This window comes from Bradyrhizobium sp. 6(2017), assembly GCF_011058295.2.
Classification (GTDB): domain Bacteria; phylum Pseudomonadota; class Alphaproteobacteria; order Rhizobiales; family Xanthobacteraceae; genus Bradyrhizobium; species Bradyrhizobium septentrionale.
Map to the genome: position 1 here is coordinate 6,847,819 of NZ_CP049289.2, position 25,395 is coordinate 6,873,213.

A 25,395-nucleotide genomic window follows, 5' to 3' on the forward strand; every position below is an offset into this window, starting at 1 on the left:
TGCTCACACCGAACAATATCGCTCCTTGATCTCATTGTCGGCCAGCAGTGCCTGCGCAGATGCCTGATGCACCACGGATCCCTGGTCCAGCACATAGGCACGATCCGCGATACCCAGCGCCAGCTCGACGTTCTGCTCGACCAGCAGCACCGTCGTTCCCTGTGCCTTCATGCTGCGGAACAGCTCGAACATCTCGTCGACCAGCACCGGCATGATGCCCTCCGAGGGCTCATCCAGCATGATCAGGTCGGGCTTGGCGATCATCGCCCGCGCGATCGCCAGCATCTGCTGCTCACCACCGGACATCGTGACCGCCTCTTGATCCATGCGCTCGGCCAGTCGTGGGAATATCACGGCGATCTCGTCGATCAGCTCGGCCTCCCGCTTCTTCTGCTTCGATGCGACCAGCCCGAGCCGCAAATTCTCCCGCACGGACAGCCCCTGCACGATCCGCCGCTCTTCGGGAACATAGGCAAGCCCCAGCGCGAACCGAACATGCGCCGGCTGGCGCAGCAGCTCTTCACCCTTGAAGGTGACCGAGCCGCGCGTCCGCCCCATCAAGCCCATGATCGATTTCAGCGTCGTCGTCTTGCCGGCTCCGTTGCGGCCGATCAGACAGACGATTTCGCCCCCAGCCACCTCGAGATTGATGTCCTGCAATGCGTGGCTTGCGCCATACCAGGCATTAAGCTTGCTGATCTGCAGCATCACCTCAATGCTCCCGCTGGCCGAGATAGACACGCTTCACGGCCTCGTTCTGCCGGACCTCCTGCGGAGTTCCCTCGGCAAGAAGTTCACCATGGTGCAACACGAGGATGCGATCGCTGATCCCGAGCACGAGTTTCATCTTGTGCTCGACGAGGATGACCGTACGTTCCTTTGCGAGCTTCACGATGAGATCCATCATGGTCCGGGTTTCTTCCGGGCTCATGCCGGCCGTCGGCTCGTCCAGCAGCAGCAAGCGAGGCTGACTGGCAAGCGCCATGCCGATTTCCAACGCCCGCTGCTCGCCATGAGCCAGCGTTTTGGCGGCGCGTTCGCGGGACTCCCACAACCCGACCAGGGCAAGCAGTTCGTCCGCCCGCTCCACCAGTTCGGTCAGCCGCGCGCGCGGGCGCCAGATGTCGTATCTGGACACCAGGGCCTGCAGACCGACGCGGATGTTCTCACGCGTCGTCAGCTGCGGAAACACGCTGGTGATCTGGAATGACTTTGCGATCCCCATGTGAGCAAAGCGGTGCTGCGGCAGACCGGTGACATCCTTGCCCTCGAACTCAACGCCGCCATTCGACGGCGGAAAGGCACCGCACAGCAGATTGAAATAGGTGCTCTTTCCGGCCCCGTTCGGACCAATGATGGAGGTGATCGCCCCTCTGGCAAATTCGGCCGAGATGTTGTTGAGCGCGACAAACTTGCCGAACGTCTTGCCGACGCCCCTGGTGCGCAGAATGATCTCCCCTGCCTGATCTGCCGCCGCGGTCATCGCTTGCCCCGCGCGATCAGCGTGCCCCAGATGCCGGCAGGGAAGAACAGCACGCATGCAATGAAGATGGCACCAACGATCAGTTGCCAGTGCACGGTCCAGACGGAGACGATGTTCTCCAGCACCAGGAAGACCGCGGCGCCGATCATCGGCCCGAAGAATGTCCGCATACCGCCCAGCAGAGCGATCATCACGACGAGGCCCGAGGTCTCGTAGTGCAAAATCTCGATCGGCACGATCGACAGATGCAGGGCCTGCAAGGCACCCGCGAGGCCGCAGAAGCCACCGGACAAAACGAAGGTCAGCAACCGGGTCAGGGTCACGTCATAGCCCGACGCGCGGGCACGCATCTCATTCTCGCGCACGGCCTCAATGACGGCCCCAAATGGCGACGCGAGAATGCGCGACATCACGAAGAATGCAGCGATCACGAAGGCCGCAATGACGTAGTAGCGGACCATCGGGTTGATGAAATCAATCCGCAGGCCGAACAGATCGATGGTACGGACGTTGATGCCGCGCAGGCCGTTTTCGCCGCCGGTCAGGTCAACCGCCTGATAGAAAAGGTAGTAGACGCATTGCGACAGCGCCATCGTCACCATGGCGAAGTAGATGCCGCGGGTTCTGATCGCGAGTACCCCGATCAACAGCGCCATCAACAGGCCGCCGGCGACCCCCGCCGCGATGGCCGCATACCATGGCCAGCCAAAGTGCACGATGGCGATGCCACAGACATAGGCACCGGTCCCAAGCAGCGCAGCATGACCGAACGAGAGCAGACCCAGATAGCCAAACACGAGGTTGAAGCCGAGGGCGTACAGCCCATAGATCAGGATGTTCACGGCCAGGGCCGTGAACGGCATCACCAGCGGAAAAACCAGGATCACCACGGCCGCGATGCTGGCGCGATGCTTCGTTGCAAATTCGTACCAGCCGGCCGTCGTGGTATCGGGCTGTTTGATGGATTCGGTGGCGTCGGTCATGCCTGGCTCAGCTCATCAATCCGGCGCGGCCGAAGAAGCCCTGGGGACGAACGATCAGCACGATCGCCATCAGGGCAAAGATCGAAACCTTGGCCATCTCTGGTGCAAACAGCGAGGTCATGCTGACCACCACACCGACCAGCAGGCCTGCCAATATGGCGCCGCCGATCGATCCCATTCCGCCGACGACGGTCACCACGAAGGCTTCGGCGAGAATCGTGCCGCCCATCTCCGGGATGACGCCCTGCAGCGGGGCGGCCAACAGCCCGGCCAAGCCCGCAATCGCGGTACCTATCCCGAACACGATCAGCCAGACCCTGGAAACATCAACCCCAAGGACGCGGACGATCTGTGGATCGCGCGCGCCGGCGCGGATAATGAGCCCGAAGCTGGTCTTCTCCAGAAACAACCAGAGCGCCAGCAGGACGACGGCCGTCGCCGCGATGACAAACAGGCGGTAGAGCGGGAAATAGCCGACACCGATGTTGACCGCCCCCTGCAGGATCTCGGGCGTGTCAAAGGGATAACCGGTCTTGCCAAAGGCAATGCGCACGCATTCGACCATCACGTAACTCAGCCCGAAGGTGAGCAGCAGCGGATAGTCGATGCCGCGGCCGTAGAGCGGCCGGATCAGCACGCGCTCAACCACAAGGCCGAACAGTCCGACCAAGAGCGGCACCGCCACCAGGCAGATCCAGAAATTGCCGCCGATCGAGATCAGGTAAAGGCCGACATAGGCGCCGACCATGTAGAAGGCGCCATGGGCGAAGTTGACGACCGTCAACATCCCGAAGATCAGCGAGAGGCCGATCGCAAACAGCACGTAGATCGCGCCGAGCGCCAGCCCGGCAAACAGTTGCAGCGCAATCAGGTCAAAGCTCAGGCCGGCCATCTCATCACCCCAATATGGCGCGCACCGTCCCGCGGCGCGCGCCACCGCACGAGCTCAGCTCTTGTGACCGAGCGCCTCGCAGGTACGCAGGTTCTTTTCGTTGGGTTCTTCGGTCGACAGAACCTCGAACACATCGGATTCGTTCTTCATGTCCTTGGACTTCGACTTGATCACGAGCACCGACTGCACCGATTGGTGATCGCATTTGCGATAGTATTGCGGCCCCTTGTAGTAGTCGTACTTCAGAGCCTCCAATGCAGCGACGACCTTGTCGGTCTCCACGCTGCCGGCGCCCTTGACCGCCTCGAGCACGGTCCGAACCCCGCCATAGCCGAGCGCACCGTAATCGGTGGGCAGCTTGCCGTCATACATCTTGCGGAACGCATCGTTGAACGCCTTGGTCGAGGCGAACTTGTCATCGATGCCCCAGTAGAACGAGCAGCCACCGACGACGCCTTCGAATGCCTGCGGACCCGCCGCAACGCGACTGGCATGCGAGAGCAGCGGCGCGATGATCTGGATCGATTTCTTGATGCCAAAATCGGTTGCCTGCTTCAGTGCGATTTGCTGGTCCCGACCGAAATTGCTGATGCACAAGATATCGGGCTTCAGCGCCTGGAGACGGGGCAACAAGGTCGAGAAATCGGTCGTTCCCAGCGGATGGCGGATGTCACCGAGGTTCTCGATGTTGAACTCCTTGCCGACCTCAAGGAAGCCGCGAACCATCTCGTGACCGTAGGCATAATCCGCCGTGAGAAACGCAACCTTCTTGCCGAATTTGGTGAAGGCGTAGCGGCCGACCGCACCTGACGTCATGTGCGGGTTCAGCGCTTCGTGGAATGTGTATTTGCTGAAGTCGGCCACCTCGTTGATGGCGTCGGACTGGCTGATCGAATTGAAGATGACGCCCCGCTCCTTGGTGACGTTGTTGATCGCAAGCTGAACCGCCGCCGAGAGACTTCCGACGACAAAATTCACCTTCTCCTTCTCGACCAGCTCCAATGTCCGCGTCGCCGCCTCACCGGGATTGAGCTTGTCATCGCGCACGACGAGCTCGGCCTTGCGGCCGTTGAGACCGCCGGCATCATTGAATTGCGCGACGGCCAACTGACCCGCCCGGACCTGGTCCTGGGCCTCGGCGCCATAGGGGCCGGTCAAGGGAACCGGGAAACCGATCTTGATCGGCGCTTCCTGGGCCTGCAGTAGATTGATGCGAAAGGGCGAGACGGCGAGAGCGGCGCCGGCACTTGCCGTCGTCAGCAGACGACGCCGCGATATCGATCCAGCTTTGGTGACCTTGTTCGTCATGACCATTCCTCCCCAAGAACTGTCTGTGTTTTGCTTATCGTATTGTCTTTGCCCGAAACGTCTCCACCTCAGATTCGTCCCAGGGCCGTCAGGATAACCTGAGGCGTCAGCGGAATCTCGGTAATTATTGCGCCGAACGGCCGGAGCGCGTCATTGACCGCGTTGGCCACGCAAGCTGCCGCGCCGGCTGTCCCCGCCTCGCCCGCCCCCTTGGCGCCCAGCTCCGATTCCAGCGTCGGAGAGACCACGTGGCCGATCTCGATATCGGGCATCTCACCGGACATCGGGACCAGGTAGTCCGCCATATTGGCGTTGGTCAGCTGACCGCGTTCATCATAGATGCACTTCTCGAACAGTGCCGAGCCGAGCCCCTGCACGACGCCGCCCCGGATCTGCTCGTCGACCAGTTGCGGGTTGATGATGGTGCCGCAATCTTCGACAACCCAATGCTTGAGCAGCGTAACGAACCCGGTCTCGGTATCGACCTCGAGCCACGAGGCCTGAACGCCGTTGGTGAACGCAAAGGGGTACTGACGTGGAACGAAATGCCGGGTCGCCATCAACTCGGGCTGGATGCCTGGCGGGAGCGTGTCTGGTCGAAAATAGACGATCCGCGCCAGCTCATTCAGCTCGATGCGCGGCGCACCGTCGTCGGCATTGACGATGCTGTTGTTGACGATATCGAGCCCGGCCGGCGTCGATTGCAGGATGGCCGCAGCAACGTCGAGAATATTCTTGCGCAGAGCCTTGGCGGCCTGCAACGCGGCTTCGCCGCCGATGCCGGCGCCGCGCGAGGCCCACGTACCGCCGCCATAGGGCGTGTTGTCGGTGTCGCCCAGGATCACGCGGACCCGCTCCATCGAAACGCCAAGCACGCTGCCGACGATCTGGGCAGTCAGCGATTCCGACCCTTGCCCCTGCTCCGTGATGCTGGTCTGGCAGATCACCGATCCCTGGGCGTCGAGCCGAACCGCGACGCCGTCCTGCGACGAGATCCGCGCGCCGCCGACGCCGTAGAAGGCGGCGCTGGGATTGGTAACCTCAATGAAACTGGCGATTCCGATGCCACGGTGAACGTTTCTGGTACGCAAGGCCGCTTGTTCGGCACGCAACGCGTCGTAGTCCATCATCTGGAGCAGCTTGGCCAGCGAGGCGTGATGCGAGAGCTGCTCGAACTTCATGCCCGAGGGTGATGCGCAGGGATAGGCGTCGTCGGCGATCAGATTGCGTCGGCGAATTTCGACGGGGTCCATGCCGATCTTTGCCGCGGCCAGATCGACCAGGCCTTCGGTCACCGAACAGGCGATCGGGTGTCCGACCGCCCGGTACTGGCACATCACATTCTTGTTCTGGAAAACGACCCGCGCCCGCGCCCGATAGTTCGGGGTGACATATGGTCCACCGACCAGATTGACCACCTGATTTGCCTCGATGGCGCTGGTCCGCGGATACATCGAATAGGGGCCGATCCCCGTCAGATCGTCGATCTCGAAAGCCGTAATCGTGCCGTCCGGTCTGACGCCGATCCGTCCCCTGCATCGATGATCGCGGGCGTGGATGTCCGTGTTGAAGCTCTCGACGCGGTCAGCCACGAACTTGACCGGCCGGCGCAGCAGCTTGGACAGCGCATAGGTCGCCATTTCGTCGGCGTAGATATGGACCTTGATGCCGAACGAGCCGCCGACATCCTTGCAAACCACCCGGACCTGCGCTTCCCTCAACCCGAGATGGAGGGCCGCGATGTTCTGCACCATGTGGGGCGCCTGCGTGCCCTGATAGATCGTAAGCCGCGCCTCGGCTGCGTTCCAGTCGGCAACGACGGCCCGCGGTTCAAGCGTCACGCCGGTGTGGCGCCCGAACACGAAGTCGGCTTCGACCACCTCGGACTCCGACAATGCGAGGTCGACATCGCCGGCGTTGAGGGTCCGTTCGAAGGCGAGATTGTCACCGAGCGAGGCGTGAATGACGGGAGTGGCCGGATCGAGTGCCGCGCGCATGTCCGTGACCGCGTCGAGCTCCTCGTAGTCGACGGTAATGTGCTCCATGGCATCTTCAGCGGCCGCACGACTGGTTGCCACAACCGCCGCCACCGCCTCACCCTGCCAGCAGACCCGGTCGACCGCGATCGCGTGCTGCGGCGCCGACTTCAATCCCTTCAGATGCGAGAGCACACCGACCCAGGGCGTAATCACAGCCTTAAGCTCACGGCCGGTGACGATGGAAATGACGCCCGACATGCGCCTTGCCGCGGCGGCATCGATCGCCACGATCTTGGCGTGGGCATATGGCGACCGCAGAAAGACCACGTGCGCCATGCGCGGCAATTCCAGATCGCTGACATATTGTCCGCGCCCTTGCAGTAGCCTGTCGAGATTCGGACGCGGCACCGACTTGCCGATGTAGGAATTCGGGCGATCGAGCACCGAAAGCGTGTTTGTTGCCGCGCGGGTCACCGTCATGCGCGCCGCCCCGCGCGCGTTTTGGCCGTCGCTTCCACGGCGTCCACGATGGCCTGATAGCCAGTGCAGCGGCAATAGTTGCCGGAAAGATGCTCGCGGATCGCTTGACGATCAGGCACGGACACTTGCTTCAGCAAGTCCTGCGCCGTCATCAGCATGCCAGGCGTGCAATAGCCGCACTGCAATGCATTGCGCTCGCGAAACGCAGCCTGAAGATCGGCGACTTCTCCGCCGTCGGACAGCCCCTCGATTGTCTCGACCGACGCCCCCTGCGCCTGGACCGTCAACATCAGGCAGGAGCGAACGATCTCGCCATCGACCCGGACAGTACAGGCGCCACAGACGCCGTGCTCACAACCGACGTGAGTGCCGGTCAGCTTCAGGTTCTCCCGGAGGAAATCAGCGAGGTTGAGCCGCGGCAAGACAAAGGCATCGATAGGTTCGCCGTTGACCAGAAGCGAGATCGATACCGGAGCGCTCACTTGGTTGCTCTCGTTTCCAGGTCAGGTCGCGCGAGTAATGCGGCCACGCAACGCCGGAGCAAGACAGTGGCGAGATGTCGGCGCATGGCTGGGCTAGCCTGCTGATCCTCATGTGGATCGAGTTCATTGGCCAGCGCGGTCGCAGCCTCTGCGAGCAAGTCGGGAGTAACCGACGCATTGATCAGCATGTCGGCGACGGTCGCGAGCAAAGGCCGGTCGCCAACCGCAAAGAAGCCGAGCCGAAGATCGGAGAACCTGCCACCCGCGACGAGAGCGCGAGCGGCGAGACCAACGATGGCATAGTCGCCATGCCGCCGGGCGTACTCCTGAAAGAAGAACGTCGAGCCTTGGCCTGCGACAGGTACCTCGACTGCGACAAGCAACTCCTCCGGAGACAGTGCCGTCTCGTAGATTCCCTTGAAAAACCCGGTCGCAGCAATCCGGCGCTCGCCGGCCGGGCCGCGAACGATAATCGTGGCGTCAAGTGCTACGACGCAGGCGGGCAGTTCAGACGCAGGATCGGCATGGGCGAGGCTACCGCCAATCGTTCCGCGGTTGCGAATTGCGGGATGAGCAACATGGGCAACGGCATCGCGCAACAACGGCGCATGCAGAGCAACCTCCGGCGAATGGAGCAGGTCGACATGCCGGGTCAACGCACCAATGACCAGCACATCTCCCTTCACCGCGATGCCGCGCAACTCGGCGAGGCCGCCGATATCGACCACAATGTCCGGAGATAGGAGCCGCAGGTTCATCGCCGGCATCAGGCTTTGACCACCCGACAAAACCTTCGCCTTGTCGCCATGCGCAGCGAGCAATTCCAGCGCATTCACGACGCTGGTCGCGCGGGCATAGGCGAAAGCCGCAGCTTTCATGTGGGCGTGGCCTCCCGGGCCCAATTTTGGTTTGCCCGATTAGAGGGCCGCCCTCTTCAAAGGTCAAGCTTGTTTATCGAGTGATTATTTGCGCGGCGGGACTTGTCTTCGTCGCAGGAAGGCCGCAGGTTCCTCGCCAACTAAAGTTCTACTCGCAAGGGAGGCGGATCATGAAGCTCGGATTCTTTACGATGCCGATCCATCCTCTCGACAAGGATTGGCGGCAATCGCTCCGGGAGGATCGGGAGGCCTTCCTGCTCGCGGACGAGCTCGGGTTCGCTGAGGCTTATGTCGGCGAGCATGTCACCGACAAGGCCGAGAACATCACTTCCAGCATCGCGTTCATTGCCTGGCTCGCGGCCGCGACCAAGCAGATCAGGCTTGGAACCGGCACCATCAACATGCCGAACACCCATCCGGCTGCAGTCGCGGCATCTGTCGCCATGCTCGACCACATGCTTGATGGCCGCTTCATATTCGGGATCAGCCCGGGCGGGTTGCTGTCCGATGCGGAAGTCTTCGGTAATCTCGATGCCGACCGCAATGCGATGTTCCTGGAAGCGATCAATCAGGTTCTCGACATCTGGGCCGGCAAGCCGCCCTATGATCTACAGGGCAAATATTGGAATGTCTCGGTCAAACGAACTCTGATTGAGGATATTGGCCAAGGCACCGTCGCCCGCCCCTTGCAGACCCCTCATCCGCCGATCGTGGTGACCGCGGTCGCGCCGTTCTCAAAAGGGGTCACGGAGGCCGCGGCACGCGGCTGGGATCCGATCTCGGCAAACTTCCTGATGCCAGCCTGGGTGAAGAGCCATTGGCCCAAATATGTCGAGGGCTGCGAGCGCGCAAACCGGCCGGTCGACAGCGCCAATTGGCGTGTCGCCAAGAGCGTGTTCGTGGCAAGGGACGCAGCAACCGCGAAAGCCTATGCCACGTCCCCCGACAGTCCCTACGTGTACTACTATCACCAGCTGTTCACGAAGCTGAAGCGCAGCGGCCGGCTCGAATTGTTCAAGACGCGGCGGGACCAACCTGACGCCGAAGTCACATTGGAAGAGATCTGCGACAAGCTCATCATCTACGGCACGCCCGAAAGCGTGGCCGATCAACTGCTGGCGTTCCAGGAAGAGATCGGCACCTTCGGAACCTTGCTGTACGCCGGCAAGGACTGGAAGGATCGCGAGCTTGGCCGGCAATCGATGATCCTGATGGCCGAGAAGGTCTTGCCGCGGATCAATGCCACCGCTGCCGGATCATCGGCGTGATCAAGGAGTTTCGACATGGCCTTCACTGATCGCATTCCGTACCAGGCCCAGGTCGATCGCCCGAAGCTGACATTGCCGGGCGGCAAGAAACTTGCCGTGTGGGTCATCCTCAATGTCGAGGAATGGCGCATCGGGAACGCGATGCCGCGTACCGTGCTGAGCCCGCCGATGGGTCAGCCCCTGCTGCCCGACGTGCCGAACTGGTCGTGGCATGAATACGGCATGCGAGCCGGCTTCTGGCGGCAATTCAAGGCCCTCACCGACCGAAATATCCCAGTGACGCTGGCCGTGAATGCCAACGTCTGCAACAGCTATCCGCGGGTGGCGTCGGCAGCGCTTGAGGCGGGCTTCGAATTCATGGGACACGGATTTGTCCAGGGCCCGATGCACAAGGTCGAGAACCAGGCTGACGCAATCAAGCGCGCGGTCGACACCATTGCTGGATTTACCGGCAAGCCGCCGCGATCGTGGGAAAGCCCAGGCCTGACCGAGACCGAAGAGACGCTCGATCTCCTGCGCCTCAACGGCATCGAATACGTGGCCGACTGGGTGATCGACGATCTCCCGCAGGACATCGCCACGCCGCACGGAACGGTGACGACAATTCCCTATTCCGTCGAGACCAACGACATCGTTATCCACGCGCTGCAGCACCTTCCGTCAGAACAGTTCCTGACGCGCTGCACCGACCAGTTCGATCGGCTTTATCTCGAAGGCGCAGAGAATGCACGGATCATGGCGATCTCGGTGCATCCCTACATCACTGGGGTGCCACACCGAATCAAGTACCTTGAGGCCCTGCTCGATTACGTCATTGGTCATGACGGCGTGGCCTTGATGACGGCGAGTGAGATCGGAGATTGGTATCGAGGTCAGATGGCGACAAAGTAGTACGGTTCAGCCCACAACCTTGATCGGCGCCCGTCGACGATCGGTCGCGCTCTCCGCCATCCTCTCGAATCCTGCGAGAAAGATATCCAGCGCATCGCTGATCATTTGTGCCTTGTCCTCTAGGACCGGCGCTTCGTAGATGTACTTCCGTACACCATAGTAGAAGATGCCGCCGTGAAACACCCAGGCCAATTCCAGTTCGGCGGCGCTGGGCCTGCTTTGCGTCGCGAGGCCGGCATCGTGCCGGCATTCCCTGAGAATGCGGGTCAGTATCTTGTCCTTGACCATGCCGACATACCAGCGATTGATATCGAGGCCCTTCAGGCCGGAGTAAAGATAGATCCTCAGCCATTTGCGGTTGAAGATCGCATCCGTATAAACTTCGTAAAACTCCTGCAGGCGCACGCGAAGCGGACGCGACCGATCCGAGAGCAACTTCTCCCAGCCGATTTCCAGGGGTTCGAGATATACCTTGCGGTAGACCTCCTTGATGAGATCATCCTTGCTCGGAAAGTAGCGGTAAAGCAGCGGCTGGGTTACGCCGAGCTTTCGCGCAAGGGTACGTGTACCGCCGCCGAATCCCTCTTCCGCAAAAAGCTCAGTCGCCTTGGTGACGAATTCGCTGCGTCGGTCGTCAGCTGATAGTCGCCTCTGCTTGGTACGAGCTCGCTTGACGGGCGTCTTTCGATTCATGATGTCTTGTCACCATCGTCAGGCAGGAATCGGCCAAAACCTCCCCGCGCGAACAACAACGGATTGCTCCGGTTATAAGCGTAGGCTTCCACCGCCCCTAGAAAAATGACGTGATCTCCGCCGTAGTAGCGGTTGGCGGCACGGCATTGAAAATTTGCAACCACGTCAGCAAGCACAGGAGCTTGACCGAGGCCCGGCGTCCAGCCCACACCTGCGAACTTGTCGCCCGACGATCTGGCAAACTGCATCGCCAGCGTCTGCTGCGACGCATCAAGAACGTTGACCGTGAAATGGCTTGCATTCTGGAAGATCGGCAGCCCCTGCGAAAACATGCCCAGGCTCCACAGCACCAGCGGCGGATTGAGCGACACCGACGCGAAGGAATTGCAGGTAATTCCGTACGGCCGCCCTTCGGCAGACATCGCGGTCACGATCGTCACGCCGGTCGCAAACGTGCCGAGCGCGTTGCGGAAGTCACGAGGGTCGATCGTCGAACTGTCGCTTGCGAACTCACTGGCCGGATCCGGCGGATGTTTGGGTAAGTCAGACATCCAATCGGCCTCAAAGCGTCAGGTTTTCAGACGGAAGCCCGAGGGCCACCCGCCCGTAATTGGTACCGGCCGCGTCGAAATTGAAGGCGAGGTGCGAGTTCACCGCATGCGCATCGCGGAATTGACGCTGCAGCGCGCCCGAGGTGAACAGGCTGCGCGCCCCGCTCGCCGCGAACAGAAGAGACACCGCTTCGGTGCAAAGATTGACCGCAAACGCGCCGTCACGTCGGAGCTTCGTCTTCGCGGCAATGCTCGGGATGTCGCCGCGCCGAACTTCCGCTAACACCTCGACGCAGTTCGTACGCATGATCAGCCGCGCGGCATCTATCTTTGCCGACGCCTCAGCGATCTTGATTTGTGTGCTCTGCAGGTCTCCGATCTTGGCCCGGTTGTATGTCGAGGCGCGGTGTCGCGCGATCTCGACATAATCATCAAGGCAAGCCTGGGCATTCCCCAGGCCGACCCCTGACAATACATAAGGAAACAACGAGAAGACCGGAAGCGCGTAGAGCGCATTCGGATTGACAACACTGCCGGGCGTCGCACCACCCGCAAGATCGCTGACGGCAACGGTCATATGCTCGGGGACGAACGCGTCAGTTACCCGAACGTCGTTTGATCCCGTTCCGCGCAAACCAGCCGCATTCCAGGTATCGTCGATGCTGTAGTCCCGCCTGTTCAGCAGGAACAACCGATATTCGACGCCATCGGCTTCATCGTCAGAGGCAACCACGCTCGCGAGCATGTTCCATCCGCACGCTTCCACCCCGGACGAGAACGGCCAATGACCATTCAGCACATATCCGCCACTTGTCTTCCTTGCACGGCCTGCCGGGAAAACAAAGGAAGACGCGATCAGCGTATCCGGATCCTTGCCCCACACCGCGTTCTGCGCCTCAGGCGCGAACATGCCGAGCATCCAGTGGTGACTGGCAAGATTGGCAAAATTCCAGGAGACCGAGGCGTCGCCCTGCCCCAGGGCATCGGCGCAATCGACCAGTGCAACATAGTCGAGTTCGCTTCCCCCGACGCGCTTGGGCTGCAGGATCCGGAAAAGCCCATGATCGTGCAGATCCCGTTCGGTCTCCGGCGGCAATCGGCGCAGCTCTTCGGTCCGTTGAGCCCGCTCACGCAAGGCCGGCACAAGCGCCCTGGCTCGTGCGACCATGACCGAATAGCGGTCTATATCTGGGCCTGGCGGCACCTTCGCGTCGAGCCCGCGGTCAACCTCAACCATGGTCTCTTCCTTCGTTCGATCTCCAAGACATCTGCGCGTGCGATCGAGCCGTACGACTCAGTTTATCGATCGATCACCAGAGATCAAGCCGCGCAAGCCTACGTCCCGCGAATTCAACGCCCAGGATTAACGACTGCGGCGGGGTCCCTATTGAAGGAACGCTTCCAGCAATGCCCCGTCCGCTCGGGCCAGGCCACTCTAGCATTTTCCCGCCAAGATTCGAGACGTGGTCCAGTTCCCGGCTAACGACCGCTGCTTACCGAAGGCACCACCAACGGTGCGGAAACGCAAAAAAGCCCGGTGGTCATTCGGCCACCGGGCGGCGCTCTAGGTCGTCGAATTGTTGGCAACAGCCCAAACCGCCTCGCGGGATCTAGACGAGCCCCTTTCGCCAATACAGCGTGTGCTGCCATGCCCAGGGCGAGACAGGTTCGAAGAGCCGATATCCCTGCCGGATAAAGTTATTGGCAGAGAAACAATTGTCGGTCGTATCCGAAACGATCGCCATCCAGCCGGCGCGCTGCGCTCGCGCTTCCAACGCACGAGTAAGCCGCACCTGCAGGCCGCGGCCGCGGTGCGGTATCGCGACGCCGACGCGGCACAGATATCCGGTATTGGCAACATGGGTTGAGGGAACGACGCCCGCGAACGCTATCGGCCGCGTTCCGCGGAACGCAAACCACTAATATCCCTGCTCGAAGTCAGGCACATGTGTCCCATCGCAAAATATCAGCTGATGAAGCTCGGCGAGCGAGTCCGCGACCTCATCGTCCTGCGGATTAACTTCGCGTATCCTGTACATTTTCACCCCTCGAGATTCTATTGTCTGCCAGGATGCCCAGACGTCTGACGTGGACATCAAGCCGCCCAGCCTCAGTTACAACGCCAGTCACTTTCCGAGCGTGGCCTTGATGCCCAACCAAACGGCACCGAGAAAACCAGTAGCGATCACGGTGATCACCGCTTTGAAAGTATAACTAGGCGGTCATACGAACCTCGTTGAATTGGTCCACCGCGCGCAGCGCGAGACCATGGAATGAATGTGCGGCAGGTCGCGCAAAATGCTGCGACCGTTTGGGGCGCGAACCTTATCCCTGACGAGTGGGGCCGCGGGCAGCGCCGGCTTGCGCCGCGCCGCAGGACCGGCGCGTTCGCGCGCGCCGGCCAATTTCGTGCTCGTTCCAAATGGTTCGGACGGCGGCGCGCTGACGACGCTCAGGCGATGGGCGGGGAGGATGTGGCGTCGTGACGTTGCGGCCGCCGTCCGATTGGTGAAACGGCAAACAAAAAGCCCGCCGCGGATTGCTCCGCGCGGGCCCAACAATTTCGGAATGTTTGAATTATGCAGCTGAGTTGCCCGACGTGTCAAACCTTTTTACGAGCTGAATGCGATCGGTAAAATTCAACGCGTCGGCTTCGACGGTGGGAAACCGCCTTGATCGAAAGTTTACACATGATCTGGAATCGCAACATGAGTTGGCGTCGATCGGCCGTATGCTTGTTGCGATGATGTCAGTGTGCCGCTGAGTTGCCCGACGCGTCAAGTGGGACAAGCGGTTCATATTTGCACCGACATCAATTACGGTTTTCGGCTCGCGCCGGTCGAACCGGCCCGCGCCGTACGTTGATTGCAGGGAGGACGCGTCGATGTATTTCGTTGCTGCCGTGCTCGCGGTCTTGTCCGGCCTGTTCTATGCCGCAGGCCATCATCAGATCGGTTCGCTCGGTACGACCATGTGCCAGTACGGCGGCTTCTTTTGCGACGCTCCGGTGCTGGTTCTCGTCGGTGCCGGGTTCGCCGCGGCGTGGGGCATGCTCGTCAGCGTTCGCTGATCATCGCTTGATACTGCCGACAGTGATCTTGTGCCGCTGAGTTGCCCGACGAGTCAATTCCTGCGCTCCGCGTCATCGGACGCATCTCCACGAACACCCGCATCTATTGCGGCGGGATTGGGTTTGCCGGTTGCGCTGGTTTGGGGCCAGGTGGAACGGGCTCAATCGGCGCCTTCGGCTCGGTCGGCATGACCGTTGCGCCGGCCGCACGCGCCGCCTCGCCGGTCGTCGAGTAGTTGGCGGAGGCGGCCGGCTGCACCTTCGGATTATTCCATGGACCATGGTCGACGATCAGCATCCCCAACACGCCAAGGATCGCAACCACGGCTGCAACCACCAGCGGCATACCGCCGTGCCGATTGCGATGCCTGAGCGAACCACCGTCCATTATGCCGTACGCTTGCATTGTCATCATCGTCTCCCCGGAAACAAGCCGCGACCCGCGCGTAAGTTTCCGGTTCCCTGACGTGAAAGGACGGCATGTCGGTGGAACCAATCCGCGGCTGTGGCATTTGCACGATGTGCGGCCGCCACCCGCAATTCAAAACGGCGCCTGTCGCGGATAGCCCGAGGTCATGACCCGCTGTTCAAAAACACGCGCATGCACGGACAGCCAAAAGTGGCGGCCACCTGACCTTTAGCGAGATCGCGGTACGGCACATGAGCTCCGAGACACCCGAGTCCCCGCTGCAGCCAACGCTCGGTGAGCGAGCGATCGACACCGCGACGGACGTTTCGCGCACCATCACGGAGGTGTCGGACGGATTGCGAGCGGCTGCAGATCGGCTCAGCGACGCGATCGCAAGCTCGCGCCGGTCAGGCGGAGTCCTTGCCACGGTGAGCGCGGTCACGCGCGAAGCGCCGCTCGCCAGCCTGTTCGTCGCGTTTCTGCTCGGCGTTGCCGTCGCGCGCCAGCGCTAGAGCGTTTTCGAGCGAAGTGGATACCGGTTCGCGTGAAGAAAACGCGTCAAGGCAACAGCCTCGACGCGCTGCGAAAGCCGTCCTAGAACTTGCCTTTGGTGGCGTCCTTGGTTGCGGACATGACGCTTCCGCTGATCTGCCGCATATGTTCGCCGGCGTTGGTGAACTGGCTGCGCAGGAACTCCGACTGGATCCGCATCGCCTCTTGCAGATCGGTCGCGTGCACGAGCTTGCGCGCATGCTCGAACGCGGCCTTCATGTTCTGCTCGGTGAACGACAGCGCCTGTTTGGAAATCTCGGTACCGGTGCCCGGCATCGCCGTCATCGACTTGCTCGCGGCATCAAAGAACAGGCTGAAGGCCTTTTCGGCCTGGTCGATGGTCTTTTCCGCGAGATCGCGCAACTCGGCGGGAACTTCAAGCTTCGGCTCAATCATGATCGCGCCCCCTGAAATAAGCGTGGGGCAACGTTAGCATAGTTTGTGACGGCGTCAGCGCCGGATCGCCAGCCAGGACAGGCCCGCTCGTTCCAGCCCAAAGGAAAATTTACCTAGCCTGGCCGGAGCGCAAGCGTAGCCGATTCCAATCATGTCAGCACTGTGGCATAGTGATTCGACTTTCTTCGTTGGTCGCGTCCGCGTCTCTTGGGGAATAAGGGGATCCGATGCTGCGCGCCGTTCGTCCGACACCGACCTGCACCCGATTCAAGACCAGTATCGAGATGCCGTGCATGAAGTGCGGCACGCAAATGCGGCTGACCTTGATCGAGCCGCGCGACCAAGTCTACGACGTGCTGACCTATCAGTGCACGCCCTGTAATTCCGGCGAAAGCTTTCTGAACGCGCGATAAAGCGTTTTCACGCGAAGTGGATACCGGTTCGCGTGAAGAAAACGCGTCAAAATAAGCATCTAGGGCCCCGTTCCGATTCCATCGGAAGGCTCTAGGCGGCTACCCCGTTCAGTCGCTCAACACCGCAGCTCCCGCCGGCGTCAGCACGGGCTCGTCGTCATGCAGTTCGACCAGACCAAGCTCCGTCAGGACGCGCAAATCCTCGTCGCTGATCGGGGACAGTCCGAGCCGGCGGGCCTGGATATCCCGCAGGGTCCAGCGCAAGCCGATCGCGCGTTCAAGGGAAAACTCAGCGAATGGATTATCTGCCATCCGCCTCGACTAGTGCGGCATTTGGATCAGACTTTGTCTTTGCCGCGGCGGCTTCATGGACACCACAGATTGATGGCGACTTGGCGCGACCGAGGCGCCCGTGGGCCCCGATCGCGCTATCGCTTCGTACCAGTTCAGTAGCGGTAGGGATCGATATCGAGCAGCGGGAATGCGCTGAACACGCTCGGCAGATTGGTCGGCAGCGCAGGGTGAAGATAGGATTTGTCCAGTTCGGCAAAGCTGGTGACGCCGAGCAGCCCGAGGCACCGGATCACCTCGTCCTCCAGCAATTCAAGCATCCGGACAATGCCCGCCTCACCGGCCGCGGCGAGCGCCCAGCACTGCAAGCGGCCGATCCCGACAAGGTCGGCGCCCGAGATGATGGCCTTCACGATGTCGGTGCCTCGGCAGAACGAGCCGTCGACCATGATCTTGGCTCGCCCTGCGACGGCCTGGACGATCTCGGGCAGGACATGCATGGAGCCGCGGCCGTGGTCGAGCTGGCGTCCGCCGTGATTTGAGACGTAGATCCAGTCGACCCCGTGATCGAGGGCGATCCTTGCATCTTCGGCGGTGGCGATGCCCTTGAGGATCAGCGGAATCTTGAACTTGTCCTTGATCAACTTCACGGTCCGCCATTCCAGCCCCTTCTGGAAATCGCCGCCGGTGGCGCGGATGCGGCTTTCACGGACGTAGCGCTTGGCGATGTCGCGTTCGCGCCGGCTGTAATGGGCGGTGTCCACGGTGAGGCAGAACGCGGCATAACCGTTGTCGATGCTACGGCTGACCGTGTCCTCGACGAAGGCGTCGTCGCCACGCACATAGAGCTGGAAGATGCGCAAGGCGTCAGGCGCGGCCTTGGCCGTGTTCTCCAGACCTGGCTCCGACACCGAGCTCAGCATATGCGCCGCGCCGAACGTTCCAGCTCCGCGCGCAACGGCTGCGCCCGCATCGGGATCGAAGATCTCGAGCGCGCCGACCGGAGCGATCATCACGGGAAGCCGGAGCTTGCGTCCGAATACCTCAACGGAAGGATCGACATCGATGACGTTGCGCAGGACGCGCGGCCGGAACGCGATCTCGTCGAGGGCCATTCTGTTGCGGCGCATCGTGGTCTCGGTCTCCGAGGCGCCGACGATATAATCCCAGGCGTTCTGGTTCAGCTTGGCGCGGGCCTTCTGCGCGAATTCGTGCAGATTCTGGAATTCCTCGCCGCTGGCGCCGAGCTCGACATTGCGCGTCTGTTGAATGGGGGTCCCGTCATTCATGGTGTTTCTTCTCCCGATTTTGGCCGGCACATTAGCCGCAGACAAACCGGAAAAGCTACACCTTGAACATCGAATCCGGCCAGCGAAGGCCAGCTATTCGCTCGTGAGATAGATCAATTTCGACAGCAGGCGCCCGGCGTCCGGACTGAGCCAGCCGGAGGCGAGCTAGCTGCCCGAAAACCGGTTTCGGTACTCGGTCGGTGACACGCCAAGGTGGCGCAGGAAGGCCCGCCGCATTCGTTCGTCATCGCCGAAACCCGCGCGCTTGGCGACTTCGACCACGCCGCCGATCTGACGGCTCTCGAGCAGCAGGCGCGCGGTCTCCACGCGCAGCGCCTCGACGCCGCTTGCGGGCGTCATGCCGGTGCGGCTGACATAGGTCCTGGCAAAGGTGCGAGGCGTCATCCCGGCCTTTTCCGCGAGGGTCTCGACCTTGAGGTCGTCAGTGATGTTCTCGATGATCCAGGCGTGCAGCGCGCTGAAGCGTCCCTCGACGTCCGACGCCTGGGCCGCGAGCACAGTCGAGAACTGGCTCTGACCGCCCGGCCTCTTGAGAAACACAACAAGCCGGCGTGCGACATCGAGCGCGGTGGTGTGGCCGAAATCCTCTTCGATCATGGCAAGCGCGAGGTCGATACCAGCGCTGACGCCGGCCGATGACCAGACCCGCCCATCCTTGACGAAAATCGCGTTGGGCTCGACGCGGATGTTGGGGAAGCTGTCCTGCAAGCGCGGGCAATACCGCCAGTGCGTTGCAGCACGCTTGCCGTCCAGGATTCCGGTCCAGGCCAGCGCAAACGCGCCGAGGCACACCGATGCGATACGGCGCGCCTTCGGCAGCGCCTCCGCAATCCAGTTCATCAACTTGGCGTCGTTGCGGAGCTTCCAGATGCCCGGCCCACCAGGGATCACCAGCGTATCGACCTCGGCGGGTGCAACACTGTCGATCGGCGCCGTGTCGATCATCATGCCGACATCGGTCGGCACCAACCCACCGGACGCCGACAGGTAGGAGAGCGAGTAGTCCGGCCCGGGCAGTTCGATCGCCTCCAGCTCCGCGAACACCTGGGCGGGCCCGGAGATGTCGAGCAAGGTCACGCCCGGAAAGGCGACGATCGCGATCCGCCGCGTGGTTTTCTTGTCGCGCGGCTCCGGCCGAGGCGCTTTGGCAGCTTTCGAGGGCATATTGTCCTTTAAGCCATTCGAGGCTGCCCTGTATAGGTCGCGATGGAATTCTGGAGTTCTGCCATGTCGCGAAATCTGGGCAGCGGATACGAGGCGATCAAATCGCCTCGGGCGGATTACGCGATCTACAGTCTACCCGACGCCTCCCGGATCGAAGCCTGCGACCGTCAGCCGCTGATGGACGCCATGAACGGCATCATTGCCATCAACTGGCAAGCCCGCGAGCCGCACTGGACCGCAACCTCCTCGCCCTTCGACAAGAAGTACAGCCTGATCCTGGTCTACGACGGCTCGGGCCTCGTGGCCTTCTCGGTTTACCGCATCCTGCAGATGTCGGCCGGACTTGGAATCTACCGCAGCGGCACGGAAGTGCTGCCCGCGCACCAGGGCCGCGGCTTGTACGGCTCCTTCACTTCGGAAGTCCTGAAATGTTCGGGTGCAGCTGCGAGAGCCGACGGCAACGTCCTCTACGGCTGGCGGACCCGCAATCCAATCGTGTGGGCAGCGAACGCTAAGATTTGCGAAAAAGTGTCTCCATCGTTGCTCGACGATGCACAGGATCCCGCGTTGCAGGCGGCGTGTGTCGAGATGTGCACCTCGCTCTATCCGGGCAAGCCGCTCGAACTTCCCGACATGATCATGCGCGGCGCCTACGGCCACATTAAGCACCATCGGCAGACCTACCATGGCACCGCATCGCTGGTCGACGCCGCGATGTCGCGCAAGATTCCGAATTCTGCGGATGCCCTTTTCTCTGTCGGTTACGCGAGGGTTTGATGTCGATGCTCGGACAACAGGCGGTATACGTCCCGACGTCGCGCTTCACCGATCGCGCCTATCTGGCCTGGACGGCGGTGGCGATCGCCTATGCCATCGCTTTCCTGCAACGCGTGTCGCCGCAATCGGTGAGCCTCAGCTTCATGCACGACTTCGACACCGACGCGGCCGGTGTTGCGATGCTCGCCTCGAGCTATTTCTGGGGCTACACCCTGATGCAGATTCCGGCCGGCCTTCTGGTCGACCGTTTCGGCGTCAAGCGCGTCGTCCTGGCCAGCATGATCGCCTCGTCGCTCGGCAGCGCCGCATTCGCGCTCGCGCCGAACTTGCTCGACGTCTTTGCCGCTCGGCTGATCGTCGCCTGCGGCGACGCGCTGGTCTTCACCGCACTGCTGAAGCTCGTCGCACAAAGCTTCGCCGACGAGAGGTTCGGCATGATGTCCGGCATTTCGCAGGTGTCCGGCTATGTCGGCGGCGTCATCGCGACCACGCCGCTTGCGGCCGCGGTCTCGGGCTTTGGCTGGCGGTCCTGCTTCCTGTTCATCGCCTGCATCGGGCTTGCCAATCTCGCTTTCGCCAAGCTTGCGCTCAAGCCGGATCCGGTCTCGCACAGCAACAAGACGCTGAAGGGCGTTGCCATCGCGGCACGGCAAGCGCTGACCCATGTCGCGAACTGGGGTTGCGCAATGACGTTTGCCTCGCACTTCGCGGTCGTGACGACGCTGTCGGGCGTCTGGGGCATTCCGATGGTCGCGCACTTCTTCCATATCTCGCCTACGGCCGCCGGCACGCCGCTGCTGGCCTTCATGATCGGCAATGCGCTCGGATCGATCTTCCTCGGTCATGCCGCCGACCGTGCCGCCGCGGTACTCGACCGCGCGCTGATCGGCATTTGCGCGCTGCGCATGCTCCTGATCGCGATGCTGCTGCCGCCGATCGCCCAAACGTTTGGTCTTGCCTACGTCACCGTCGTGTTCACGGCATTGGGCCTCGTTGCCGGCGGCACGGTTCCGCTGGTGCTGAAATGCGTCAAGAAATTGTACACGGCGGACCTGATCGGTGTCGGCGCCTCCGTGAATACCACGGCTGCCGGCATCTTCGCGGGCGTCGCGCAGCCCATCATCGGCTTCGCGATGCTTGCGGCCAGCAGCGCCTCCGGGACCGACGCCGTGCACAACACGGCCGTGATCGGTGATGGCGGCTACAGCGCCTTGATTGCCATTTTGCTTCTCATGTCGCTGCCGGGCATTGCCGGGCCGCTGCTGATGAGAGGCAAGTTGATAGCTCGTTAGTGTCGTTAGGAGTCGAGGGGGTGTTATGGAGCGCTTGTTTTTGAGAAAAGGCGAAGTCGCGTCAAACTTTCCGGTCAGCAGCTGGCAAAGCGTGATGTTTTCCGAGTTTGAAGCGCAGATGAGCAGCGAGGCGAGGCCGTTCCCTTGCGTGTTCGGGGTGACCGGACATCGCCAGGACCAGCTCCGCTACCTCTTCCTTGATCCGTATGATGTGGCGGTGCTTGGCGAACAGCTCGGACAATATCTCTCGGAGGCGCGCTCGTTCGGCCCCAACACCTCATTGATCGTTTTCACGCGGCCCCGCCCGGTGCAGACGCTCGACGCCTATTATCGCAAGATGTGGCTGACGCTCGACCAGCTTGCGCGGCTGGACAAGAACCCCTGGCCATCAGAGATTCCGGAGCAGATCGACCATCCGATGTGGGAGTTCTCGTTTGCGGGCGAGCCGATCTTCGTCGTGTGCACAACGCCCGCGCATGTGATGCGCCAGAGCCGCCGGTCCAGCGCCTTCATGCTCACCTTCCAGCCGCGCTGGGTGTTCGAGAAGATTCTCGGGACGGAGAAGGCGGCGAACGCCGCGTTCGCCGAAGTGCGCAAGCGCTTGATCCCTTACGACAGCGCGAGCCCCTCGCCGCTGCTTGGCCGCTACGGCGCGTCCGACGGCCGCGAGTATCTGCAGTACTTCCTGGACGACGACAACAATGCGAGCGCCGGCTGCCCCTTCGCCAAGCTCGCACAGAACAAGACGCCACCGATCGCGAACAAGGAACAGGCAGCATGACCCAGATCATCGCAGGCGCGAAGACCGAATTTGCCATCGATCCGGAGATCCTGAACCTGCTCCCGGCGCAGGGCTCCGTCGAGCTGCAGCATGATGCGGCCGGCAAGGTGCATCACTTCCATACCCATCCGGTCGATGAAATCCTGATGATCATCAGCGGCCGGCTGAACTTCATCTGGGATGGCGGCGAACGGGTCGTCGGCGCCGGCGACACCATCCTGCTGCCTGCCGGCACCCGACATCAATCCGAAGCGCTCGAAGGCGGCGCGATCTACGTGATCGCGACGCAGCCCCCGGCCAAACCAATGAACAACTGACATCCAGGGAAAACGCGAACACCTCAGGACAGTGGAGGGTCGCGCGGCGGTTCAACCGCCAAACGTTCGACCAGCTCGATGACTTCGGAACGCTGGTCGGGCGCAAGCCGAAGGAAAGCCTTCAACAGTCGCAGGCTTTCCAGTGTTTCGCTCGATGGAGCTCCGAGCTTGTTCTGCAGCTCTGCAACATATGTGGGATTTTTCATCTCGCACCTTAAGTGAGGATTACGAATGGCATACCCAGGTAAACGTGAAGGCTTGGCCCAGAAGGTCGACACCGCAGCGCAAGAGGCCGAACGCCTCGGCCTGACCACGGCAACCCTCATACTCCGGATGGCCCGCCTCGAGATTGATCGGGCGGAGCCCGAGGAAGTTGAAAGTATGCCAAGGAACAACTTGCGCAGCAAGCCGAACTGAACTCCCGAAACGGACCGGTTCCGGCTCCGAGGCCGCCGGCATGCGCCGGAGGCCTGTGACGTCTGAACGACGTCCTGCGAGGCGAGAGGCTTGCCTCTCGCCTGCGCTCAGGTTGCTTTGCGAATATTCGATCTTCGGTGCAGGCCAGCCACGCTAGCCGGTGTTCCCGGCCTTGCCGAACGCGCCCGCCTCGGCCAAGCCGGCCATGCGCCGGTCGTCATAGCCAAGCGTCTTGCTCAACACATCCCGCGTGTGCTGACCGAGCAGCGGAGCCGCAACAGGATCAACCGCCGGCGTCAGGCTCATATTGACCGGCGACTCGATGTTCGGAACCGAACCGGCGGTCGGATGCGCGATTCTGCTAAGGCGATGCCGATCGCGCACCTCGGGTGCGTTGAACCCTTCCTCGACCGTCCGCAGATAGCCAACCGGAATGTTGGCCTTCTTCATCTTCGCCATCCAGTGCTCGAGCGTGTCGCTCGCGAACACGCTGGCAATGATGGCGCGGAGCTTCTCCTTGTTGGCCGTCCGCGCCTTGCGGTGAGCAAATTCGGGGTCAGTGACGAGATCCGGACGCTCCAGCACGTCGGTGACCAACCGGCGATAGAGCCGATCATTGGCGCAGGCCATGTAAAGCGGACCATCGGACGCCCGGTAGACGCCGACGGTCGGCGAACCGTTCGGAGAATTGCCGAAACGGCCCGGGTTGTTGCCGTTGATGAGATAGGCCATGCCGTAGAAGCCGGTCATTGAGACCGCGGTGTCGATCAACGCGACCTCGACCTGCTGACCGCGTCCGAGCCGATCGCGCGCGATCAGCGCCAGCAGGATGGCGTTGCAGGCCGACATGCCCGTTGCCATGTCCACGATCGGCGGACCGGTGCGCACCGGCTCGCCATCCGGAAAGCCGTTGAGCGACATGAAGCCGCTTTCGGCCTGGGTGATCGGGTCAAAACCAGGACGTAGCGCGAAATCGCCTTTACGGCCGTAAGCGGAGATCGAGCAATAGATCAGCCGCGGATTGGTCGGCGCCACCGACGCATAGTCGAGCCCGAATTTCTTCATCACGCCGCCGGAGAAATTCTCCACCACGACGTCGGCCTTGGCGATCAACGCGCGCGCGACCTCGAGCGCGGCCGGATTGTTGAAATCGAGCGCAATGCCGCGCTTGTTGCGATTGAGGCTCAGATAAGCTGCGCTCTCTCCGCCGATTTCGGCGTGCTCGTAAGCGCGCGTATCGTCTCCGCCGTCCGGGTTCTCGATCTTGATGACCTCGGCCCCGAAGTCTGCCAACGTTTGCGTGCAGGCCGGACCGGCGACAACGCGGGTGAAATCGACAACCAGCAGCCCATCGAGCGCCGTCGGAACTCCCTCCCCGCGCGGCGCGCGCCCTGGCAATTCTGGTCCGGTCATGATCTGACGCTTCCTCTGTTATTTTGTCAGGCGAAATACGACGGCCCTCCCAGGACCGACGCTGCGCGCCTTTTTAGCGGAAGCCCGTCACCAAAACCAAACCCGGATTTTGCAGGGCGGGACCTTCGCCTGACATGGCTGTCATCAGCAGAGCAGATCCCGCGGTGCCGACACGGTCGGACCATTCGAATGTCGAGGAAGACTACCGGATAGCGGGTCCGTGAGGGCTTCCGGCCAGCGGAGGAATGCAGATTCGATGGGTGGCGACGCCCCGCCGCCACCCGCTTTCGTCATCGAGAAGCGCCGCGCTATTCGGCGAGCATTTCGCCAGAGCCGCCGAACTCGGCCGGAAAATCCTTCAACTTCGGCAGACCATCGCGTATCGGCAGCACCGCCTCGGCATAGTTGACGTGCACGCCAGGGCTGAATTTCAGCGTCGGGATCGTTGCCGTGAATACGTCGACGAGTCCAAGCGTCGGGTGGTTGGTCATCAGGTGACCGCCGCACTTGGTGCAATATTTGCGTTGGCTCATCGCCGTCTTCTCGAACGTCCCGATATGGTCGGCGCCCTTGGTGACCTCAACCGCCTCGGGCTTCCACAGGCTGAAGGCATTCACCGGACCGCCGGACCAGGAACGGCACGAGCGGCAGTGGCAGTAGCCCATCGCCTCAGGTTCTCCCATCACCTTGAGTTCGACGGCGCCGCAAAAGCAGTTTCCAGTGTGATTCATCGGTCGGTTCTCCTTGGGTGAATTTTGATTGGGGCTCCGCGCCGGCACCGACCCACGTTGCTCGTGATGTTCGTGATGCAGGAGGAAGATATGGAGAGGCGTAGCCGCTGCGAACTCCCTTGAGGTGACGCGCCAGACCCATTGCCGGCCCCCGAGGCCATCACACTTCGCTCG

At 61.8% G+C, this 25,395-nt stretch carries 30 protein-coding genes; 10 read left to right on the forward strand and 20 right to left on the reverse strand.

Translation table 11 applies throughout. The annotated features are described in order from the left end of the window. Window positions 1-3 precede the first annotated feature (3 nt). The 8 genes from G6P99_RS32400 to G6P99_RS32435 form a co-directional block, all read right to left on the reverse strand. Window positions 4-708: an ABC transporter ATP-binding protein gene (locus G6P99_RS32400; RefSeq protein WP_029079979.1), complete on the reverse strand. Its 705-nt coding sequence runs from the start codon at window positions 706-708 to the stop codon at window positions 4-6. Between the two features lie 4 nt (window positions 709-712). Further along, window positions 713-1,483, reverse strand: a complete 771-nt coding sequence (locus G6P99_RS32405; RefSeq protein ID WP_029079980.1) for an ABC transporter ATP-binding protein — start codon at window positions 1,481-1,483, stop codon at window positions 713-715. After that, window positions 1,480-2,466, reverse strand: coding sequence for a branched-chain amino acid ABC transporter permease (locus G6P99_RS32410; RefSeq protein ID WP_029079981.1), 987 nt, complete (start codon window positions 2,464-2,466; stop codon window positions 1,480-1,482). Before G6P99_RS32410 ends, G6P99_RS32405 begins: the two co-directional genes overlap by 4 nt. 7 nt (window positions 2,467-2,473) lie before the next feature. Further along, complete coding sequence (locus G6P99_RS32415) at window positions 2,474-3,358, reverse strand: branched-chain amino acid ABC transporter permease (protein ID WP_035976572.1); 885 nt, start codon at window positions 3,356-3,358, stop codon at window positions 2,474-2,476. Window positions 3,359-3,412: 54 nt separating this feature from the next. Then, window positions 3,413-4,666, reverse strand: coding sequence for an ABC transporter substrate-binding protein (locus G6P99_RS32420; protein WP_029079983.1), 1,254 nt, complete (start codon window positions 4,664-4,666; stop codon window positions 3,413-3,415). A gap of 68 nt (window positions 4,667-4,734) precedes the next feature. Further along, a complete protein-coding gene (locus G6P99_RS32425) occupies window positions 4,735-7,125 on the reverse strand; it encodes a xanthine dehydrogenase family protein molybdopterin-binding subunit (RefSeq protein WP_029079984.1) in 2,391 nt (796 codons plus the stop codon). Then, on the reverse strand, window positions 7,122-7,607 hold the full coding sequence (locus tag G6P99_RS32430; protein ID WP_165124950.1) for a (2Fe-2S)-binding protein: 486 nt from the start codon (window positions 7,605-7,607) through the stop codon (window positions 7,122-7,124). Before G6P99_RS32430 ends, G6P99_RS32425 begins: the two co-directional genes overlap by 4 nt. Continuing rightward, window positions 7,604-8,485, reverse strand: a complete 882-nt coding sequence (locus G6P99_RS32435) for an FAD binding domain-containing protein (protein WP_029079986.1) — start codon at window positions 8,483-8,485, stop codon at window positions 7,604-7,606. Before G6P99_RS32435 ends, G6P99_RS32430 begins: the two co-directional genes overlap by 4 nt. Before the next feature lie 170 nt (window positions 8,486-8,655). On the opposite strand from G6P99_RS32435, the gene G6P99_RS32440 reads away from it, so the two are divergent. Both G6P99_RS32440 and G6P99_RS32445 read left to right on the forward strand, forming a co-directional pair. Next, entirely contained in the window at window positions 8,656-9,753 is a 1,098-nt protein-coding gene (locus G6P99_RS32440; RefSeq protein ID WP_029079987.1) for an LLM class flavin-dependent oxidoreductase, read from the forward strand. Window positions 9,754-9,768: 15 nt separating this feature from the next. Beyond that, the gene (locus G6P99_RS32445; RefSeq protein WP_165124952.1) at window positions 9,769-10,644 is read left to right on the forward strand and encodes a polysaccharide deacetylase family protein; all 876 of its coding nucleotides are present in this window, start codon (window positions 9,769-9,771) and stop codon (window positions 10,642-10,644) included. A 6-nt stretch (window positions 10,645-10,650) separates the two neighbouring features. Here the strand turns inward: G6P99_RS32445 and G6P99_RS32450 are convergent, their stop codons facing one another. From G6P99_RS32450 to G6P99_RS32465, 4 genes are all read right to left on the reverse strand, one after another. Next, entirely contained in the window at window positions 10,651-11,337 is a 687-nt protein-coding gene (locus tag G6P99_RS32450; RefSeq protein ID WP_029079989.1) for a TetR/AcrR family transcriptional regulator, read from the reverse strand. Next, entirely contained in the window at window positions 11,334-11,888 is a 555-nt protein-coding gene (locus G6P99_RS32455) for a flavin reductase family protein (protein ID WP_029079990.1), read from the reverse strand. The genes G6P99_RS32450 and G6P99_RS32455 overlap by 4 nt, the downstream gene beginning before the upstream one ends. 10 nt (window positions 11,889-11,898) lie before the next feature. Continuing rightward, complete coding sequence (locus tag G6P99_RS32460) at window positions 11,899-13,056, reverse strand: acyl-CoA dehydrogenase family protein (RefSeq protein ID WP_371261157.1); 1,158 nt, start codon at window positions 13,054-13,056, stop codon at window positions 11,899-11,901. Between the two features lie 442 nt (window positions 13,057-13,498). Continuing rightward, complete coding sequence (locus G6P99_RS32465; RefSeq protein ID WP_334262151.1) at window positions 13,499-13,780, reverse strand: GNAT family N-acetyltransferase; 282 nt, start codon at window positions 13,778-13,780, stop codon at window positions 13,499-13,501. A 992-nt stretch (window positions 13,781-14,772) separates the two neighbouring features. Here G6P99_RS32465 and G6P99_RS32470 point away from each other — a divergent pair. Beyond that, window positions 14,773-14,958 carry a hypothetical protein gene (locus tag G6P99_RS32470; RefSeq protein WP_029079993.1) on the forward strand — a complete coding sequence of 62 codons (186 nt, stop codon included), beginning with the start codon at window positions 14,773-14,775 and terminating at the stop codon, window positions 14,956-14,958. Window positions 14,959-15,061: 103 nt separating this feature from the next. Here G6P99_RS32470 and G6P99_RS32475 read toward each other — a convergent pair whose 3' ends face one another. Next, entirely contained in the window at window positions 15,062-15,364 is a 303-nt protein-coding gene (locus tag G6P99_RS32475; protein ID WP_156928499.1) for a hypothetical protein, read from the reverse strand. A 254-nt stretch (window positions 15,365-15,618) separates the two neighbouring features. On the opposite strand from G6P99_RS32475, the gene G6P99_RS32480 reads away from it, so the two are divergent. Continuing rightward, the gene (locus G6P99_RS32480) at window positions 15,619-15,879 is read left to right on the forward strand and encodes a hypothetical protein (protein ID WP_165124954.1); all 261 of its coding nucleotides are present in this window, start codon (window positions 15,619-15,621) and stop codon (window positions 15,877-15,879) included. Between the two features lie 82 nt (window positions 15,880-15,961). Here the strand turns inward: G6P99_RS32480 and G6P99_RS32485 are convergent, their stop codons facing one another. After that, window positions 15,962-16,315 carry a phasin gene (locus tag G6P99_RS32485; protein WP_029079996.1) on the reverse strand — a complete coding sequence of 118 codons (354 nt, stop codon included), beginning with the start codon at window positions 16,313-16,315 and terminating at the stop codon, window positions 15,962-15,964. A gap of 227 nt (window positions 16,316-16,542) precedes the next feature. On the opposite strand from G6P99_RS32485, the gene G6P99_RS32490 reads away from it, so the two are divergent. Then, window positions 16,543-16,728: a hypothetical protein gene (locus tag G6P99_RS32490; RefSeq protein ID WP_029079997.1), complete on the forward strand. Its 186-nt coding sequence runs from the start codon at window positions 16,543-16,545 to the stop codon at window positions 16,726-16,728. Between the two features lie 108 nt (window positions 16,729-16,836). On the opposite strand, the gene G6P99_RS32495 is transcribed toward G6P99_RS32490, so the two are convergent. The 3 genes from G6P99_RS32495 to G6P99_RS32505 form a co-directional block, all read right to left on the reverse strand. Beyond that, a complete protein-coding gene (locus tag G6P99_RS32495; protein ID WP_029079998.1) occupies window positions 16,837-17,040 on the reverse strand; it encodes a hypothetical protein in 204 nt (67 codons plus the stop codon). 134 nt (window positions 17,041-17,174) lie between these two features. Further along, window positions 17,175-18,308 (reverse strand): alpha-hydroxy acid oxidase, encoded by a 1,134-nt coding sequence (locus G6P99_RS32500; RefSeq protein ID WP_029079999.1) that lies wholly within the window; start codon window positions 18,306-18,308, stop codon window positions 17,175-17,177. A 165-nt stretch (window positions 18,309-18,473) separates the two neighbouring features. After that, window positions 18,474-19,493 (reverse strand): GlxA family transcriptional regulator, encoded by a 1,020-nt coding sequence (locus tag G6P99_RS32505; RefSeq protein ID WP_029080000.1) that lies wholly within the window; start codon window positions 19,491-19,493, stop codon window positions 18,474-18,476. Window positions 19,494-19,535: 42 nt separating this feature from the next. On the opposite strand from G6P99_RS32505, the gene G6P99_RS32510 reads away from it, so the two are divergent. The 4 genes from G6P99_RS32510 (at window position 19,536) to G6P99_RS32525 (ending at window position 22,660) form a co-directional block, all read left to right on the forward strand. Next, window positions 19,536-20,270: a hypothetical protein gene (locus G6P99_RS32510; RefSeq protein WP_084518392.1), complete on the forward strand. Its 735-nt coding sequence runs from the start codon at window positions 19,536-19,538 to the stop codon at window positions 20,268-20,270. Next, the gene (locus tag G6P99_RS32515) at window positions 20,270-21,562 is read left to right on the forward strand and encodes an MFS transporter (RefSeq protein WP_029080002.1); all 1,293 of its coding nucleotides are present in this window, start codon (window positions 20,270-20,272) and stop codon (window positions 21,560-21,562) included. Before G6P99_RS32510 ends, G6P99_RS32515 begins: the two co-directional genes overlap by 1 nt. Window positions 21,563-21,656: 94 nt before the next feature. Beyond that, a complete protein-coding gene (locus tag G6P99_RS32520) occupies window positions 21,657-22,343 on the forward strand; it encodes a YqcI/YcgG family protein (protein WP_245284604.1) in 687 nt (228 codons plus the stop codon). Beyond that, window positions 22,340-22,660, forward strand: coding sequence for a cupin domain-containing protein (locus G6P99_RS32525; protein WP_165124956.1), 321 nt, complete (start codon window positions 22,340-22,342; stop codon window positions 22,658-22,660). The genes G6P99_RS32520 and G6P99_RS32525 overlap by 4 nt, the downstream gene beginning before the upstream one ends. A 23-nt stretch (window positions 22,661-22,683) precedes the next feature. Here G6P99_RS32525 and G6P99_RS32530 read toward each other — a convergent pair whose 3' ends face one another. Further along, window positions 22,684-22,866, reverse strand: coding sequence for a hypothetical protein (locus G6P99_RS32530; protein ID WP_084518393.1), 183 nt, complete (start codon window positions 22,864-22,866; stop codon window positions 22,684-22,686). A 25-nt stretch (window positions 22,867-22,891) separates the two neighbouring features. On the opposite strand from G6P99_RS32530, the gene G6P99_RS32535 reads away from it, so the two are divergent. Further along, window positions 22,892-23,077, forward strand: coding sequence for a hypothetical protein (locus G6P99_RS32535; RefSeq protein WP_016847356.1), 186 nt, complete (start codon window positions 22,892-22,894; stop codon window positions 23,075-23,077). 153 nt (window positions 23,078-23,230) lie between these two features. On the opposite strand, the gene G6P99_RS32540 is transcribed toward G6P99_RS32535, so the two are convergent. Then, window positions 23,231-24,493, reverse strand: a complete 1,263-nt coding sequence (locus tag G6P99_RS32540; protein ID WP_029080005.1) for a CaiB/BaiF CoA transferase family protein — start codon at window positions 24,491-24,493, stop codon at window positions 23,231-23,233. 305 nt (window positions 24,494-24,798) lie between these two features. Continuing rightward, window positions 24,799-25,221: a GFA family protein gene (locus G6P99_RS32545; protein ID WP_029080006.1), complete on the reverse strand. Its 423-nt coding sequence runs from the start codon at window positions 25,219-25,221 to the stop codon at window positions 24,799-24,801. Window positions 25,222-25,395: the final 174 nt, after the last annotated feature.